Source organism: Streptomyces sp. NPDC031445, assembly GCF_055581365.1.
The window spans coordinates 115,648-131,640 of the sequence record NZ_JBVIJO010000015.1; the positions used below are offsets into that span (position 1 = coordinate 115,648).

General features: G+C 72.7%; 14 protein-coding genes. 3 read left to right on the forward strand and 11 right to left on the reverse strand.

The features are described from left to right. The first annotated feature begins 193 nt into the window (after positions 1–193). Positions 194–1,084 (forward strand): GNAT family N-acetyltransferase, encoded by an 891-nt coding sequence (locus ACZ5DC_RS33025; protein WP_468658864.1) that lies wholly within the window; start codon positions 194–196, stop codon positions 1,082–1,084. Between the two features lie 12 nt (positions 1,085–1,096). Continuing rightward, positions 1,097–2,803, forward strand: a complete 1,707-nt coding sequence (locus tag ACZ5DC_RS33030; protein ID WP_468658866.1) for a CocE/NonD family hydrolase — start codon at positions 1,097–1,099, stop codon at positions 2,801–2,803. On the opposite strand, the gene ACZ5DC_RS33035 is transcribed toward ACZ5DC_RS33030, so the two are convergent. The 4 genes from ACZ5DC_RS33035 to ACZ5DC_RS33050 are packed head-to-tail and all read right to left on the reverse strand — an operon-like array spanning position 2,788 to position 6,683. Then, positions 2,788–3,846 (reverse strand): glycosyltransferase family 2 protein, encoded by a 1,059-nt coding sequence (locus ACZ5DC_RS33035; protein ID WP_468658868.1) that lies wholly within the window; start codon positions 3,844–3,846, stop codon positions 2,788–2,790. The genes ACZ5DC_RS33030 and ACZ5DC_RS33035 overlap by 16 nt on opposite strands. Beyond that, a complete protein-coding gene (locus ACZ5DC_RS33040) occupies positions 3,843–4,604 on the reverse strand; it encodes a class I SAM-dependent DNA methyltransferase (RefSeq protein WP_468658870.1) in 762 nt (253 codons plus the stop codon). The genes ACZ5DC_RS33035 and ACZ5DC_RS33040 overlap by 4 nt, the downstream gene beginning before the upstream one ends. 55 nt (positions 4,605–4,659) lie before the next feature. Next, positions 4,660–5,922 carry an ATP-grasp domain-containing protein gene (locus tag ACZ5DC_RS33045; RefSeq protein WP_468658872.1) on the reverse strand — a complete coding sequence of 421 codons (1,263 nt, stop codon included), beginning with the start codon at positions 5,920–5,922 and terminating at the stop codon, positions 4,660–4,662. Beyond that, positions 5,919–6,683 carry a class I SAM-dependent DNA methyltransferase gene (locus tag ACZ5DC_RS33050; protein WP_468658874.1) on the reverse strand — a complete coding sequence of 255 codons (765 nt, stop codon included), beginning with the start codon at positions 6,681–6,683 and terminating at the stop codon, positions 5,919–5,921. Before ACZ5DC_RS33050 ends, ACZ5DC_RS33045 begins: the two co-directional genes overlap by 4 nt. Positions 6,684–6,767: 84 nt before the next feature. On the opposite strand from ACZ5DC_RS33050, the gene ACZ5DC_RS33055 reads away from it, so the two are divergent. Next, on the forward strand, positions 6,768–8,144 hold the full coding sequence (locus ACZ5DC_RS33055) for a condensation domain-containing protein (protein ID WP_468658876.1): 1,377 nt from the start codon (positions 6,768–6,770) through the stop codon (positions 8,142–8,144). A 52-nt stretch (positions 8,145–8,196) separates the two neighbouring features. Here ACZ5DC_RS33055 and ACZ5DC_RS33060 read toward each other — a convergent pair whose 3' ends face one another. From ACZ5DC_RS33060 to vioD, 7 genes are read right to left on the reverse strand one after another with little or no spacing between them, the layout of a single operon-like run. After that, the gene (locus ACZ5DC_RS33060) at positions 8,197–8,862 is read right to left on the reverse strand and encodes a PIG-L deacetylase family protein (RefSeq protein WP_468658878.1); all 666 of its coding nucleotides are present in this window, start codon (positions 8,860–8,862) and stop codon (positions 8,197–8,199) included. Beyond that, the gene (locus tag ACZ5DC_RS33065; protein ID WP_468658880.1) at positions 8,859–9,833 is read right to left on the reverse strand and encodes an NAD-dependent epimerase/dehydratase family protein; all 975 of its coding nucleotides are present in this window, start codon (positions 9,831–9,833) and stop codon (positions 8,859–8,861) included. Before ACZ5DC_RS33065 ends, ACZ5DC_RS33060 begins: the two co-directional genes overlap by 4 nt. Next, the gene (locus ACZ5DC_RS33070) at positions 9,830–10,888 is read right to left on the reverse strand and encodes a Gfo/Idh/MocA family protein (protein ID WP_468658882.1); all 1,059 of its coding nucleotides are present in this window, start codon (positions 10,886–10,888) and stop codon (positions 9,830–9,832) included. The genes ACZ5DC_RS33065 and ACZ5DC_RS33070 overlap by 4 nt, the downstream gene beginning before the upstream one ends. 44 nt (positions 10,889–10,932) lie before the next feature. Beyond that, positions 10,933–11,679 (reverse strand): GNAT family N-acetyltransferase, encoded by a 747-nt coding sequence (locus ACZ5DC_RS33075; RefSeq protein ID WP_468658884.1) that lies wholly within the window; start codon positions 11,677–11,679, stop codon positions 10,933–10,935. 7 nt (positions 11,680–11,686) lie between these two features. Further along, the gene (gene vioC / locus ACZ5DC_RS33080; protein WP_468658886.1) at positions 11,687–12,715 is read right to left on the reverse strand and encodes an arginine beta-hydroxylase, Fe(II)/alpha-ketoglutarate-dependent; all 1,029 of its coding nucleotides are present in this window, start codon (positions 12,713–12,715) and stop codon (positions 11,687–11,689) included. A 6-nt stretch (positions 12,716–12,721) separates the two neighbouring features. Then, the gene (locus ACZ5DC_RS33085; RefSeq protein WP_468658888.1) at positions 12,722–14,623 is read right to left on the reverse strand and encodes a non-ribosomal peptide synthetase; all 1,902 of its coding nucleotides are present in this window, start codon (positions 14,621–14,623) and stop codon (positions 12,722–12,724) included. After that, complete coding sequence (gene vioD / locus ACZ5DC_RS33090; protein WP_468658890.1) at positions 14,623–15,759, reverse strand: capreomycidine synthase; 1,137 nt, start codon at positions 15,757–15,759, stop codon at positions 14,623–14,625. The genes ACZ5DC_RS33085 and vioD overlap by 1 nt, the downstream gene beginning before the upstream one ends. Positions 15,760–15,993 lie beyond the last annotated feature (234 nt).

The window sequence follows — 15,993 nt, forward strand, 5'->3', positions numbered from 1 at the left end:
GCGCTAGAAATTAGCAGCGATACCGCGCCGATGAAAATAGGCGCCGGCCACTTTCCTTCTCCGCGACCGCACCGGGCGGAAATCCGCCGGGCAGACCGGTCGACTCTTCGAACTTCTCGTTCCGCTGCATGCCTGAAAAACCGCCGGGTACTTCCTGTTTCCCCGTGCGAGAAACCAGAAGAAAGGGCACGCCGTGCTTCGTCTGATCATGCATCCGGAAAGCACTGTCGACGTTCCGGACGAGGCGGAAATCCCGTCCGAGGACTTCCACCAGAGCGCCGGCCGGTTCCGGCTGCTGTCGGGGCGCGGCGATCCGGTGCGCCTGCTGCGCGCGGGCCGCCCCGGCGGCCGGTGGGCCGCCGCACTGCTGGAGGACGGCGGCGAGGACGGCTGGTTCCTGTGGAAGGGACCGGCCGGACAGCCCGATCCGGAACTGCTGTCCGCCCTTCTCGACGGGATCTCCCGGCTCGGCCCCGCCACTTTGGTGCTGCTGCCGGAGTGGGACTTCCCCGAGGTGCTGGCAGCCGCCGGGTACCGGTCCGCTCCGCACTACGCCACCGGGCTCGTGCCCACCAGTGGCGGTGACGAGGCGATCCTCGCCCGGATGCGCCCAAGCACCCGCAGCCGGGTCCGCCGAGCGCTGCGCAGTGGTCTGGAATTCGCCGACGACTCCGGCCGGATCGAGGAGTTCTACGACTTCTACGCACCGGCGATGATCCGCGCGGATTCACCCGACCTGGCCCCCCTCGATCTGCTGCGCGATCTGCTGGAGCATCCATCGGTCCACCTTTTCACCGCGCTCCACGAGGGGCGGGTGGCGGCCGGTTCCGTGTGTTTCCGGAACCGGAATGCACTGGAAGCACGTTACGTGGCCACGCATCCGGATCACCGCGTCGACGGCTCGATGAATTTCGTGCATTTCCAGACCATCAGGCGGGCGGCGGCCGAGGGGCTGGAGTATTTCGACCTGAGCGGGATATCCACCGGCGAGGTGGAGGGCAAGACGGCCGGGATCAACCGGTTCAAGCTCGGGTTCGGCGGCTCGGTCCTGCGCTACCCCACGTACACGCGGTCCGCCGGCTGAGAGGGGATCCCCGTGCGACTCGTGATCGACCGGGACGTACCCGTCCCCATGCGTGACGGTGTGGTGCTGCGGGCGGACGTCTACCGCCCGGAGACCCCCCGCCCCCTGCCGGCCCTCCTCCAGCGGACCCCGTACGACAAGGGGTCGTCGGCAGGGGGCCGCTCCCTGAACTGGATGCGGCTGGTCGAGGCCGGGTACTGCCTCGTGGTGCAGGACGTGCGCGGCCGGTACGCGTCCGACGGGGTCTTCCGGCCGTTCGCGGACGACGCCCGCGACGGCCGGGACACCGTGGAGTGGGTCGCCCGCCAGAGCTGGTGCGACGGGGCCGTCGGCATGATCGGGCGGTCCTACGAAGGCGCCGCGCAGTGGCACGCGGCGGCCGCCGCACCGGAGGCGCTGCGGGCCGTCGCCCCGCATGTCGCCGCCGCCGATCCCTACGAGGGCTGGACGTACCTGGGCGGCGCCTTCCAGCTCGGGTTCTGTCTGCACTGGGTCCTGGGCGACCTGCTGCACGGACAGGTCGAGCGCGCCGGGGGCACTGCCGCGGACGTGCGCGCGGTGGCGGAGGCGCTGGACGGCATCGACGAGCTCTACCGAGCGCCCTGGCGGGCGCTGCCGCTGCTGGACCGGCTCGCCCCCTACTACCGCGAGTGGCTGGAGCACCCCGGACCGGACGCCCACTGGCGTGGGCTGGCCGCCGCTCCGGTGGGGCCCCGGCCCCCGGCGCTGGTCGTCGGCGGCTGGTACGACGTCTTCCTTCCCGGCACCCTGCGCGGCCCGTCGTCCCGGACCGGCGACCGGCTGCTGATCGGCCCGTGGTCGCACTGCGTGACCGGGGGCGTCTTTCCCGAGCGGCGGTACGGCCTCGCCGCCGACGAGGCCGAGTTCGACATGACGGCGGCCCATCTCGCCTTCTTCGACCGGTATGTGAAGGGGGTGGCCGGCGAGGCCGGGCCGCCGGTGCAGGTGTTCGCCAGCGGGGCGGACCGCTGGGTCTGCCCCGCCGGTCCGCCCGGCGCGGACAGCTCGCCGCTCGCGCTGCACCTCGACAGCGACGGCGACGCCCGCACCCGGCACGGGTCGGGCGTGCTGCGCCCGGATCCGCCCCGCCGGACGGGCACGGACGTCTACCGCTACGACCCCCGCGACCCCGTCCCGACCGCTGGCGGGGCGACCTGCATGACGGGAATGCTCGTCGGCGCCGACTGCGGCCCCCTCGACCAGCGCGCGGTGGAGGAACGCCCCGACGTGCTCTGCTACACCGGCCCCCGGCTGGAGGCGCCCCTCGTGGTGTCCGGACGGGTCGTCGCGGAGCTGTACGTCTCCTCCTCCGCGCCCGACACCGATTTCACCGCCAAGCTGGTCGACGTGCACCCGGACGGCCGCGCGGAGATCCTCTGCGACGGCGTCGTCCGGACCGGGCACCGGGCCCGGCTGGACGGGGTCCGTCCGCCGGCCCCGGACACGGTCCACGCCGTGCAGGTGGCGGCGGGCACCGTCGTGCACGTCTTCCGGCCCGGCCACCGGGTTAGGCTGGAGGTCTCCAGCAGCAACTTCCCGCGCTTCGACCCCAATCCGAACACCGGCGGCACCCCGCTGACCCTGGCGGACGCCCCGGTCGTCACGGCCGTGAACCGGGTCCACCACGGGCCTGGCCGGCCGTCGCGGCTGCTGCTCCCGGTCTCCCCCGGTCTGCCCGACGGTCACGACGCCGCCTGAGGCGACGGTTCGGGCTGCGGCCCGGCGTCGTCCTGGAACACGCTGAGGTCCTCGAGCGGCACGATCCGCCGCCCGGCCCGCAGGTGTGCCCGGCGCAGCCGCTCCCGCTGGGCGGGCGTCAGCTCGGTGCAGTGCTGGGGGATCGCCCGCACCATCCGGGCGCGGGCGGCGGTCGCCGGGTACCTGGGCCGCACCCCGTAGGGGTCGCGCACCAGGTGGTAGAGGGTGCCGGTGTGGAAGGCGATCTTGAGCAGCGCGTAGTACGCGGCGGCCCCGATCCCCTTGTGCCGGGCGCACCCGGCGAGCGTCCGGGACGCCTCGTACAGCCGCCACAGCACCGGCACCGCGGGGGTGGTGAAGACACCGGTCTCCTGGGCGATGCCCTCGCCGATGCCGTAGCGGAAGTAGCTGCGCATGTTCTGGAGGCCGACCTGGGCGTCGTGGAAGATGCGGGCCTCGGGGACGTGCCGCACGGGGATGCCGGCCAGCTGGAGCCGGAAGTCGAACTCCCGGTCCTCGCACCAGTGGATCAGGCCGTCGAAGTGGTAGCCGCCGATGTGCTCGACGATCGCGCGGTCGTAGATGAGCGGCGGGGACAGGGCACTGACGTACTCGCCCTCGTCGTACTCCCGCACCCGGGCGGTGAGCCGGCTCATCAGGCTGCCGGACTCGCCGTAGACCACCTGGCCCTTGACCACCGGGTCGGTGGCGACGGCCGCGGCCATCATGCGGACCACGCCGGGGGCGAAGGTGCAGTCCGAGTCCATCAGCAGCAGATAGCGTCCGGCCGCCGCCTCGGCGCCCGCGTTGTAGGCGGCCCCGAGGTTGCCCGCGTCGGGAATCTCGGTGATGGTCAGCGGCCTCGGGTGCTCGCGCAGCAGGCGGCGGATCTCGTCGGTGGCGCCGTTGAGCGCGAGCACGATCTCCACGTCTTCGTCGATCGAGTCGATGCAGTCCAGGATGCGCACATCGTCGCGGAGCGCGATGACCACGCTGGTGCTCGCCAGCACCCGTTCGGTGCGCTCCTCGGCCGCGGCGGTCATGCCTGCTCCTCGGCGGTCAGGGCGTCCTGCTCGTCCTTGCGCAGGACGTAGAGGTGCGTGGTGTGGCCGGGGGTGAAACCGTCGCCGTCGATGTCGCGGACGCGTACCGTGCGCAGGCCGGCCGCCCGGCCGAGTTCCTCCATGGTGAACGGGTCGACGACGTACTGGAGATGGGTCTCGCGCCAGAGCAGGCCGTCCGCGCCGTACAGGGAGAGCACCGAGCGGCTGCGGGCCAGCACGGGGTCCCAGCGGTGGGTGCGGTGCAGGCGGACACCCTCGCGGGTCTCCTCGTGCTCCAGGTTCCGCCAGTCCTCCTGGAGGACCTTGCGGGAGGAGTAGTCGAAGATCAGGTGGCCGCCGGGGCGCAGGGCCGCGGCCACGTTGCCCAGGCACTCGGCGAGGTCGGTGGTGGTCAGGTAGTTGAGGGCGTCGAACCCGGACACCACGAAGTCGAAGGAGCCGGGTTCGACGGAGAAGCGCGCCATGTCACCGACGATGCGCAGCTCGGGCGGTATGCCGCCGTGCTCCAGCATGGCCGCCGAGCGGTCGAGCGAGGTGACCTCGCCCTGCGGGACGAGGCCGGCCAGCACCCGGCTGCCCATCCCGGTGCCGGCGCCGAGGTCGAGGATGCGGACGGGGCCGGGAGCGGCCAGCTTGGCCAGTTCGGCTCCGATGCCCAGGCGCCAGGTGTCCTCGGCCATGGCGCCTTCGAACAACTCGTAGGTGTCGGACCAGTGGTCGTACGCGGAGGTGGTCATCGGCGTTCCTTGTCGGATGGTGGTGTGGTGCGTGGTCGGGGCGGGGCGGTCGTGGTCAGGGGCCGGTCCGGCGCGGGACCGGCGGTGTGCCGGGGCGGCCGGTGAGGCGCAGGGGCAGCCGGGACAGCACGTCGGCCGCGAGGGCTTCGGCGGCGGCGGCGTCCGGGCCGGTGGTGATCGCGCCGGCCAGTACCTCGTCGCCGCCGCGGTAGTGCGGCAGGACGGTGCCCGGGGCGAGTTCCAGACCCCAGAAGACGTCGTGGACGCCGCGGTCACGGGCGAGTCCGGCCAGGTCACCGACCCATTCGACGGTGCCTCCGTCGGCGGGCAGATAGCGCTGGACGACCGCGCGGTCGCGGGTGGGACGCAGTTCGTCCTCGGCCAGGGGGCGGCCCAGGGCGAGGCGGACGGCGTTGGGCAGTGGATCGACGCCGGTGGCGAGCGGCATGACCTCGGTGGCGATGCGGGCGCCGGTCAGCCGGCAGGTGATCTCCAGCAGGTACACCCGCCCGTCGGGAGTACGCAGGATGTCGGTGTTGACGACGGCGGTGGTCAGTCCGAGCGCGTCGACGCCCCGCTGGACCGTCCGCACCACCTCGGCGCGCTGCGCCGCGTCCAGGACGGAGGGCAGGGTGTCGCCGCCCTCGAAGAAGTGCGGGAAGAAGCGTTCCTTCTCGCCGTACTCCCGGTCGGCGAACCCGGTGACGTGCAGCACGCCGTCGACAGCGAACCCGGCCACGGTGTGCTCGGTGCCGGACAGGTACTCCTCCACGACGACCCGGCCGGTCGGGCTCAGGGCGAGGGCCCGCTCGACGGGCCCCCGCGCCGTGTCCCGGCCGACCAGCTTGGCGACGCCGAGGGAGCCGGTGCAGTCGCTGGGCTTGACGACGGCGGGCAGTCCTATCCGGTCCAGCGCGCTGAGGGCCGCGTCGGCGGTGGCGGCCACGGCGAACCGGGGCACGGGCAGCCCGGCCCGGTCCAGCGCGGCGATCCGACGGTCCTTCAGGGTGCACAGGTCGGCCACCTCGACGGGCACGCCGGGGCAGCCCAGCTCGGCTGCCAGACGAGCCACGACCGGCGGATTGTCGTATCCGAGGGACATGACCCCGGATATTCTCCCGGGCCACTCCGTACGAATTGCCGAGAGTACGTCACCGAAGTCGTCCGGGTCGGCCTCCAGGAAAATATCGGCGCTTTTTTCGACACGTTCGGTGATCCGGTCCGTGACGACCAGGGTCCGCACCCCCAATTCCTTCAGACGGGCGAGCGACCTGTCCATTCCGAAGCCGATGCCGCAGATCAGCAGGGTGTCGGTCACCTCGCCACGTACCAGACACGACGGGTGTCCTCGCGTACCGGCTCGCGGTCGAGTCCGGCGTACGTGTCCACGGTCGAGAAGCCGGCCCCGAGCAGGGCGCCGGTCACCGCGGCCGGATCGTGGCCGCGCTGCGGATGGGTCTCGCGGACGCGGTGCCAGCCGCCCTCCGGGGTCCGGCGCACGACGGTGACCGTGGTGTCCACGCGACCGGTGGCGGCGTCGTACGGGTTCTCCCAGACCTCCAGGACGTCCTCGGTGTTCTGCTCCACGAACACCTGCCCGGCCCAGGCCCGTTCGACGAACCAGACCGGGTGCGCGTCGAGCACGGCGAGGCCGCCGTCCTCGGTGGCGGCCCGCAGGGTGCGGGCGGCACGCTCCAGGTCCCCCTCGTCGACCAGGTAGTTGACCGTGTTGTAGGTGCAGGTGACCACGGAGTGGGGCCGCTCGCCCCGGTAGTCGCGCAGGTCCCCGCGGACGAGGTCGACGCGCACCCCGGCCCGGTCGGCGGCCGCCTCGGCGTGCCGCAGCATGTCCGGCGACTGGTCGACGCCGGTCAGCCGGTCGAAGCGGCCGGCCAGCGCGACCAGCAGCGTGCCCGTGCCGCAGCCCAGATCGAGCAGCGACCCGGTACCCGCCCCGTAATGGGATATGAGCTCGGGGAGTTTCTTCGAAACTTCCTCGGTGAAATCATTGTAAGGCGCTTCGGCATAAACATCGGCATACTCGCCGAAGAAATCCCTGCGCGATTCGTATTGCGTCACGACCGCCCCATTCAGTAGTGTCGATTTCCGCGCCGGACAGTCACGGCGCACCAATTCCTTTTCGACCCCAGAGGGAGAATTCGCATGCACACCGCGAACGAGGGAAACCCTTCCGGAGGACTTCCGCTGCTGTCCGACCAGATAGACCGCCTGGCGATCCAGGAGTGGGTCGAGCAGCAGGGCCTCGGCGTGGAGGTCCGCATGTTCGGCCGGGGCTTCCGGCTGACCGGCCCTCTCGACACGGACGCCCTGGACGCCGCGCTGACCGCGCTCGTCGCCCGCCACGAGGCGCTGCGCGCGGCCTTCCCCGACCGGGGCCGCGCCGGGCGCCAGGAGATCCGGCCGGCCCGGCCCTTCACACTCGTCCACGAGGACCTCACCGCGCTGCCCGAGGACGAGCGGGCGGACGAGGCGCTGCGCCGGGCCGGCGCCTTCCTGAGCCGGAACCCCGACCTGGACGGCGGACTGCTCCTGAGCGGGGCCGTCTACCGCCTGGGCGAGGAGGACCATCTGCTCGGCCTCGCGGTCGACCACCTGGTCGTCGACGGGCAGTCGTTCGAGATCCTGGTGAACGAGCTGTGGGAGCTGTACGCCGCCGCCGTTGACGAGCGCGAGCCCAAGCTGCCCGAACAGCGCTTCACCTACACGGACTTCGTCCGCTGGGAGGCGGAATGGCTGGCCCGCGACCCGAGCCCCCGGCAGAAGATCGCCCGCTTCGCGGAGCTGCTGGACGGCATCGGCACCAACGCGCCCGTGTACCTGCCCGGAATGCTGCGCGAGACCAACGACCGGTACGCGGTGGGCACGTTCGACGGTTCGCTGCCGCCGGAGACCGTCGCGCTGCTCACGGAGTACTGCCGCTCGGCCCGCACCACCCCGTTCGTCGTGCTGTTCACGGCCTACCTGTGCGCGCTGCACGCCCGCAGCGGGCGAAGCGACCTCGCGGCGCTGATCCCGGTGACCCGCCGCACCGAGGAGCACCTGCTGGACCTGGTCGCCTTCCTGTCGACCTACGCCACTGTCCGGGTGCGGATCAACCCGTCCGTGTCGTTCAAGGAGCTGAGCCGCACGGTCCGTTCGGCCGTGCTGGAGACGCAGCGCCTGGGCCAGGTGCCGGCGCCCGAGGTGACGTCCTCGCTCGCCCCGCACCATCTCGGCCGGCTCCTGGAGCGGCCGTGCACCTTCTTCGACGTGGCGCCCGGCGGCTGGAGCGGCGGCGGCCGAGAGGTCGGCGGCCTGTCGGTGGAGCCCACCGAGGTGCCCGGCGACCAGCACCAGATCGAGAGCCTGGAGCTGTTCGCCTCGGTCGACGACAGCGGTGTGGACTTCACCGTGCTCTTCCCCGCGGACGTCTTCGGCGAGGAGAGCGTTCGAGAACTCGCTCATGAGTTCACCTCCTTGGTGCACAGGTTCCTGACTGCTCCGGACACCGCGATCGAGGATGTGCTGCGGGCCGGCTGACCGGGCCGGCGAGGACCGGGGGCCGCACGGTCGGCTCCCGGTCCGGGCCGTTTCAGGGCCGGACGCCTGCCATCCGGATCACCTCGAAGGCCTCGCTGTGGCCGCGGCCCGCGCTGGTGACGGCCCGGTAGGACGCCAGCCCCCGCACCGCCTCGTCCCAGGCCGCGTGCCGCAACTGGGAGCGGTAGCAGCGCATGGCCGCCACCTTCAGCTCGATGTGGTCGGTGACGTCCTCGGTGTACTGGGCCTCCCGGAGCGGTGCCCACACCTCGTAGCCGAGCACCAGCGACGGTGGCGGCGCGGGCGGCCCGGCCTCCGCGAAGAAGTCGGACTCCGCCATCCACAGCGCCTCGAGGCCGAGCCGGTGGACGGCCCGGTGCTCCACGTCCCCGTCGTCGCGGTGCGGCAGGTACACCCGGTCGGGGCGGACCTCGCGCAGCACCTTGACGACGGCCAGGTGCAGCCGCCGGTCGGCGGCGAAGTCACGGGACGGCTCGTCCAGCGTGATGCACCGCTTGACGCCGAGCACCCGGCAGGCGTCCGTGGTCTCCGCCGCGAACTCCTCGTCCGCGACCTCGCGGTCGGCGAGCCCGCGCTCGCGGCGGATCACGATGACGACGGTGACCTCCGCACCGGACCGGGCGAGCTTGGCGATGGAGCCGCCGCAGCCGATGACCTCGTCGTCGGGGTGCGGGGCGATCACCAGGACCCGGGTCACCGGTCCGCTCCGGCCGGCGCTCCGTACCCGGCCCAGCGCGCCCAGTCGGCCGTGCGCGTCATGCCCTCGTCCAGGGTGGTCCGGGGTGCGGTCAGGACACGCGCGGCGAGGGCGGCGTCCGCACGGGCGGGACTGGCGTAGAGGGCCTGCTCCCAGTCGGGCACGGCTCCGCCGGCAGCGGTGCCGGCCGGGGCCGTCAGGCCGCGGATGGCGCGCAGCCGGTCGAAGAACTCGCCCCAGCGTGGCTCGTCGGGCCCACTCACGAGGAACTTCCGCCCCACCGCGGCGGGTTCGGCGAGGGCGGCCAGCACGGCGTCCACGACGTCGTCGACGTACACCGCGTTGCAGGCGCCGCCGGCACCCGTCACCGGCAGCTCCTCGAACGCCTCCGCCGGGCGGGTCAGCTGGGCGACGGTCCACTGTCCGCCCCAGGGTCCGTAGACCACGCCGGGCTGGAGGACGACGGTCTCGGGTCCGTCGCCGTGCGCGGCGAGCACCAGCCGTTCGGCGGCCGCCTTCTGCTGCTCGTACTCGCGGTCGCCGGTGTCCTCGGGGAGCGCCGGGGCCGTCTCGTCGAAACGGGTCAGACCTGTGGTGTCGTACACGTCGACGGTGCTGAGGTGCACCAGCCTCTCCGCGCCGGCGAGCTTGGCCGCGGCGAGCAGGTTCGCGGTCCCCTCGACGGTGGTGCGCCAGCGGTCCTCCACCTCACCCTGCGACCCGAACGCGCAGTGCACGATCAGGTCGCAGCCGTGCAGGGCCTTGCGCAGGCTCTGCGGGGCGTCCAGGTCCACGGTCTGGAAGGTGAGCCGCTCCTGCGGCAGCACGGAGAGCCGGGCGGCCCGGCCGTAACCGCGCACCAGGGCGCGGACCTCGGCCCCGGTGCCCAGCACCAGCCGCTCCACCACGCGTCCGCCGATGAACCCACTGGCGCCGGTGACCGCGATGCGCCTGCCCGCGAAGTCGTTCATGCCACGCTCCTCGAAGTCGTCCCGGTCAGCCAGGGCTGGGCCAGCGGGCGTCGCGCGGGCCCCGTGTAGCACTGCTCGATCAGCCGGGCGACGCGCAGGCCGTCCTCGGCGGTGGCGTGCGGCGCCACGTCCGCGCCGGAACACACGGCGGCGAAGTTGCGGAGCTGCTCGACGAACAGGTCGTCCCACTCGTCCTGGGCGGGCGGTACGGCCCGGACGTCGCCGCGGTGCAGTTCCTCGCCGGACGCGGTGATCAGCGTGCACTCACCGGCCGGGAAGTCGGTGCCGACGCTCACCTCGGCGGCGGTGCCGGTGACGACGCAGCTGATGCCGAGCGCGCGGACCCGGCTGAGTTCCAGCACGGTCTCCACGCCGCCGATGCGCAGGGTGACGACGGCGTCGGCCTCGACCCCGCCGAGGCTGTCGTCGACGTAGTCGACCACCTCGACGTCCGGACCGAGCCACCACAGCAGGATGTCGAACACATGGGAGGCCGTGTCCGTCAGGACGCCGCCGCCCGCGAGACGGCGGTCGAACATCGACCAGGAGACCGGCTCCCAGCTGTACGGGTGGCCCTCGGTCCACCGGACGCGGGTCACGGTGCCCAGCTCGCCGTCCTGGACGAGTCTGCGCACCCAGGCGTTGGCGGGGAACAGCCGCCGCGGGTGGGCCATCAGCAGGTGCGTGTCCGGGGCGGCGGCCGCTGCGGCGACGAGTGCCTCGGCATCCGCGGCGGAGGTCGCCATCGGCTTCTCCAGCAGCACGTGCTTGCCCCGGGCCAGCAGGTCCCCGGCGACGGCGGCGTGCGCGGTGTGCGGTACGGCGACCACGGCGGCGTCGAAGGCGTCGGCGGCCTCCTCCACCGAGCGGGCCAGCAGCACGTCCTCGGCGGTGCCGCCCTGGTCGGTGTACCACTGGAGGGCGGCACGGGCCTGCTCGGGATCCGGGTCGATCAGGGCGGTCAGCCGGATCTGCGGGACGTGGGGCAGCGCGGTCAGGTGACAGGACCGGGCGGCGGCTCCGCAGCCGACGACGGCCAGTCGCAGCGGGGGCATGGGCGACTCCTCGGGTGTGGGTGCAGGGGAACGGGTGCGGGCGGTCAGGTGGCCGGGTGGAACACCCAGAAGTTGGGCTCCGCGTAGACGCCTTCGCCGTCCGCCGAGACCTCCAGCGGGGCGAGGGCGCCGGGTACGAGATGGCGCGCGGGGCCGGGCAGCGGGTGTCCGGCGATCTCCTCCCAGCGGGGAACGGGCTGGCTGATCACCAGCGAGCGGTCGCAGGGGGCGAGAAGTTCGGCGCCCAGTGCGGCGTGGGTGGCCAGCCAGGGGTCGAACGGTGTGCCGTCCGGCCGCCGCCAACGGGCGTAGTCAGCCATCGGGACGAGCGGATAGCGGGCCTTGCGGGTCGGGCGGACCGGGATGACGAGCCCGCGCAGGCGCGCGGCCCGCGCCGTGTCCCTGGCCCGCGTCAGCAGCCGTTCGGCGAGGCCGCTGCCGCGCAGCCGGGCGGAGACGCTGACGGAGAGCACGCACAGCGCGTCCGGGCGGGCGGCGGGTCCGTCGAACGCGGAGACGAGCACGTCGTCGGAGCCGCCCGGCAGGCCGGCGGCGGTGCCGTCCCAGGGGACCGGCAGGCCGTTGGCGGCGGCCACCAGCCGGCCCTCCTCGTCCAGTACGCAGATCTGGTGGGCCGGGTAGGTGTCGTAGAGCCGGTGCCAGCGCCAGTTGCCGGGCGATTCCCAGCTCATGAACACGGGCATGTTGCCGGTGATCAGTTCGTCGACGGCCGGCTCCAGCTCGGGCGCCTGCTCCAGGCTGGTGACCGTGAGGGCCGACAGGTCCGCCATGGCCGCCTCAGCCGATCAGACGGCTGCCGGCGCTCGCCCGCATGGTGCGGGAGCGGCGCAGGTCATGGGTGACGTTGATGCGCTTGAGCCAGCGGTCGGTGCCGTCGTAGCGGGCCGAGAAGGGCTTGCGGCCGTGGACGACGCGGTGGTTGTTGACGAACAGGCAGTCGCCCTGCTCCAGGGCGACCTCGCTCAGTCCGGCATCGACGACCGCGATCAGGTTGTCGAGGGCACGGCGGGCCTCCGGGTCGTCCCCGGCGACCTCCATGAAGTAAGGGTCCAGCCGCAGGTACGGATCATGACGCGGGCCGAACAGGGCGGCCACCGGGCGGCGTTCGTGGATCAGCCGCTCGATGGTGGCGAACCGCTCGGAGTCGCCCTCGGCGCGGATGGAGTTGTTCTTGGGCAGGTGCGACTCGTCGGGCGCGATGTGGAAGCGTTCGCCGAAGAGCACCTCCAGGTCGTCGTCGGAGAGCGCTCCGGCGGTGTAGGAACCCACGGTGGTGGCGACCTTGTCGGGGTTGCGCAGGGAGGCCAGCACCAGGTAGTCGCCGCGGTAGGGGTGGAAGGCGTCCTCGGTGTGCCAGGTCAGCAGTTCCTTGCTGCCGAGGCCGAGCTGGTCGTGCTCGTGACTGCGGACGGGGAAGATGTCGTGCACCAGCCGGCCGTCCTGCTGGGTGGTCCAGCCGAACGGCTCGCCGAGCAGCGCCGCGTACAGCAGGACGAGGATCTCCTCGGGGAACTCCCGGTTGGGGCGGGGCCGGCCGCGCCAGTGTTCCGGGGTGGGGCCGATGCGGTCCTGGTCGAAGAGGTGACCGCTGATCACGCAGTGGCCGGTGGGTTCGTCGATGGCGAAGGTGCGCAGGAACCGCTGGCTGCGCACCGGGAGGTCCGCGGCGAGACGGGGCAGGTCGAGCAGGAGCGTCGGGTCGTCGTCGCCGGTGTAGCGCTGCGCGGCGTCGATCGTCAGCTCGGCCGTCTGTCGCGCCTCGTCCGGAGTCAGCAGCAGGACGTGCTCCTCGGTAGGTATGTCCATGACAGGTCACTCCTTACGTGTGGCGGGTGGGAACGGTGCCGACACCGGACGGGGCCGGCTCTGTGCCCCGGAGAGCCACTGCGCGAGGCGGCGGGGTGTCGGATGGTCGAAGACGGTCGTGGCCCGCAGTCCGACGGTTCCGGGGAAGTCGGCGCGGAGTTCGGTGACCAGGCGCATGGCGAGGATCGACTGGCCGCCGTGGGCGAAGAAGTCCGCGTCGGCCTCCAGCCCGGGGTCGGCCAGCAGCTGACGGAAGTGCCGCAGCACGACGCCGAGCGGCTCGTGTTCGCCGTCCGCCGCGCGGGGGGCGGCGGCGTCCGGGGTGCCGGCGTCGCCGTCGTCGTCCGGGACGGTGGCGGTCAGAAGGGCCGCGAGGGTGTGGCGGTCCACCTTGCCATGGGCGTTCTTCGGCAGGGCGCCGGTCCAGAAGAGCTGCTGCGGCGCGGCCCACCCGGGCAGTTCGGCGGCGACCCTGGCGAGGAGCCGCGCGCGCTGCTCGGCGGTGACCGGCGTCACCCCGCCCGCCGCCGCCACCGGTCCGGCCGGTACGAGACAGGCCAGCAGGGTCCCGCGGGTCCGGGTGTCCGGGAGGACGACGGCCTGGGCGACCTCCGGATCGGCCGTCAGCAGGCGTTCCACCGAGGCCGGTTCGAGCCGGTGACCGCGAATCTTGATCTGGTCGTCCATCCGGCCGTGGAACTCCAGGACGCCGCCGGGCAGGACGCGGCCGAGGTCACCGGTGGCGTACAGTCGTCCGCCGCCGGGCTCCGGGTCGGTGACGAACCGCCGCGCGGTCTGTTCCGGGTCGCCGAGGTAGCCGGGGGCCAGCGAGGGCCCGCCGATGTGGATCTCCCCGATGGCGCCGGCCGGCACCGGTCGCCGGTCGGCGTCGCGCACACTGACGTCGGCGTTGGCGAGCGGGGTGCCGATCGGGACCTCCGTGGCGTCGTCCGGCAGCGGACCCGCGTACATGGTGGAGGTGACGGTGCACTCGGTGAGCCCGTAGACGTGCACGAGCTCCGCGCGTCCGGCGCGCTCCCAGCGGCGCCAGTCCTCGGGGTCCATGCGTTCACCACCCACGAGCACCCGGCGCAACGGGGCCGGGGTGGTCGCGCCCCGGACGTCCAGCCAGTGCGCGTACTCGCGCCAGTACTGGGTGGACAGTTCCACGGTGGTCACGCCGAGGTCGCCCAGCATGACGTGCAGCTCCTCCGGGTCCGGTACGCCGGTCCCCGGACGGCAGACGACGGTCCCGCCCCGGGTGAGCACGGGGAAGACCTCCTCCACGACCACGTCGAAGCCCAGGGAGGCCAGTTGCAGCCACCGGTCCTCGGCACCGAGGCCCAGCCGGGCGGCGGCCGCCAGGGCGAACCCGTGCAGCGCGTCCCGCCCGATACCGACGGCCTTGGGCTCCCCGGTGGACCCGGACGTGAACATGGCGTACGCGGGGCCGCCGCGCGCGGCCGCGCCGTCACCGGGAACGGACGCCGGCTCCGCCGCCGTACCGTCCAGTTGGGGGCCGAGGTCGACCCAGGGCAGGGCCGCCCCCAGGGGCGCGGGACCGCGTCCGACGAGCAGGGCGGCGTCGAGGCGGGCGCAGCGGGTGGCGCGGGCGGACTCGGGGAGGCCGTCCTCCAGGACGGCGAAGGCGGCGCCCGCTGCCAGCGTGCCCAGCATGGTCACCACGGCGTCCAGCGGGGCCGGCGCGTGCAGCATCACGTACCGGCCTGGACCGGCGCCTTCGGCGGCCAGCCGGCCGGCCACGGCCCGTGCGGCGCGATCCGCCTCACGGTACGTCAGAGTGCGGTGCCCATCGGTGAGGGCGGGGCGGTCGCCGTGCTCGGCCACCACCTCGCGCCAGAGCCGGGCCAGGGCGTCGGCCCCGTCGGTCGTCCGGGACGCCGTCATCACCGGCCACCCCGGGCGTGCAGGAAGGCGGAGAGGGTGCCGAGACCTTCGGTGAACTCCTTCTCGTCACCGCCGAAGCCCAGTCGTACGGCGCCCTCGCGGCCGAAGGCGGTGCCGGGGACGAGCAAGGTGCCGTACTCCTCCAGCAGTTCGGTGCAGAATCGCTCGGAGTCGGTGACGCCGGGCAGCTCCAGCAGGCAGCAGACCCCGCCTCGCGGGGGCGTCCAGGCGACCAGGCCCTCGTGGTCGGCGACCCACTTCTCCAGCACGGTCAGGTTGGCACGGGCCTCGGCCCGGCGGGGCGCGATCAGGGCGTCCGCGTTGCGCATCGCCGCGGTGGCCACCGCCTCCACCAGCGGGGAGAGGAACAGGGTGGTGCGGTCGCGCACGGTGAAGCTGCGTTCGATCAGCTCCTCGGGCGCCGCGCACCAGCCGACGCGCAGACCGGGCAGCCCGAACGCCTTGGAGAAGGTGCCGTAGCTGACGGTGCGCGGGTATCGGGTGCCGGGATCGGGCAACGGCGGCCCGTACCAGCTCAGCTCGGCCGTCGCCGCGTCCCAGACCAGGACCGCCCCGATCTCCTCGACCCGGTCGAGCAGTCTGCGGTACGCGGTGTCGGTCAGGGTGACGCCCGTGGGATTGTGCGGGAAGTTGACGATCACCGCCCGGGTGTCCGCGGGGATCGCCCGCTCCATGGCCCGCGGATCGGTGTCGGCGGCGGTGAACGCGTCCAGCGGCACGGGGTGCAGGACACAGCCGGCCGCCCGCGGATAGTGGACGAGCGAGTGGTACAGCATGTCCGGCAGCACCACCCGGTCCCCCGGCGAGAGCAGCGTCTCCAGGGTCAGGGCTATCGCCTCGCTGGAGCCGTGGGTGACCATGACCCGGTCGGCCTGCCCGGGGACGTAGCGGTCGGCGATGGCACGGCGCAGCTCGGGCGCGCCCTGCGAGGTGCTGTCGTCGACGAGGATGCCGTCGAGGTCCGTCGCTTGCAGACCGGTGAGCCGCCGCAGTTCGGCGTAGGTGTAGGGGTGTACCCCGCTGGAGCTGATGTCTCGCTCCGCCTGGTTGAGCCTGCGCCGGTACCACTCCTCCAGTACCGGAGGCTCCGCATGGCGCGCTGCATGCATTTCCATTCGAGTCCGTGACACGAAGAAAACCTCATCGGATAAGGGTTCAGAAAAATCGGCGGCAATGCGTCCGGGCACATACGATGCGCCTCGACTCGGCGGAAGGTAATCGGTGCCGACTGCCCTGATTTAATCAACAGGTTCGTGACGGTTACAAGTAACGCGAGTACGTGACAGAGGTCTTGGCCCGCCCCCACCCTGCGGCCCATTGCCGTCCGGACTGACGTTTTCGCAGGTGGA

Excerpts from the sequence above, each read along its gene's own strand:
- vioD (WP_468658890.1), bottom strand. The coding sequence starts at position 15,759 with ATGGAAATGCATGCAGCGCGCCATGCGGAGCCTCCGGTACTGGAGGAG.
- vioC (WP_468658886.1), bottom strand. The coding sequence starts at position 12,715 with ATGGACATACCTACCGAGGAGCACGTCCTGCTGCTGACTCCGGACGAG.
- ACZ5DC_RS33035 (WP_468658868.1), bottom strand. The coding sequence starts at position 3,846 with ATGACCGCCGCGGCCGAGGAGCGCACCGAACGGGTGCTGGCGAGCACC.
- ACZ5DC_RS33065 (WP_468658880.1), bottom strand. The coding sequence starts at position 9,833 with ATGAACGACTTCGCGGGCAGGCGCATCGCGGTCACCGGCGCCAGTGGG.
- ACZ5DC_RS33085 (WP_468658888.1), bottom strand. The coding sequence starts at position 14,623 with ATGACGGCGTCCCGGACGACCGACGGGGCCGACGCCCTGGCCCGGCTC.
- ACZ5DC_RS33070 (WP_468658882.1), bottom strand. The coding sequence starts at position 10,888 with ATGCCCCCGCTGCGACTGGCCGTCGTCGGCTGCGGAGCCGCCGCCCGG.
- ACZ5DC_RS33075 (WP_468658884.1), bottom strand. The coding sequence starts at position 11,679 with ATGGCGGACCTGTCGGCCCTCACGGTCACCAGCCTGGAGCAGGCGCCC.
- ACZ5DC_RS33040 (WP_468658870.1), bottom strand. The coding sequence starts at position 4,604 with ATGACCACCTCCGCGTACGACCACTGGTCCGACACCTACGAGTTGTTC.
- ACZ5DC_RS33055 (WP_468658876.1), top strand. The coding sequence starts at position 6,768 with ATGCACACCGCGAACGAGGGAAACCCTTCCGGAGGACTTCCGCTGCTG.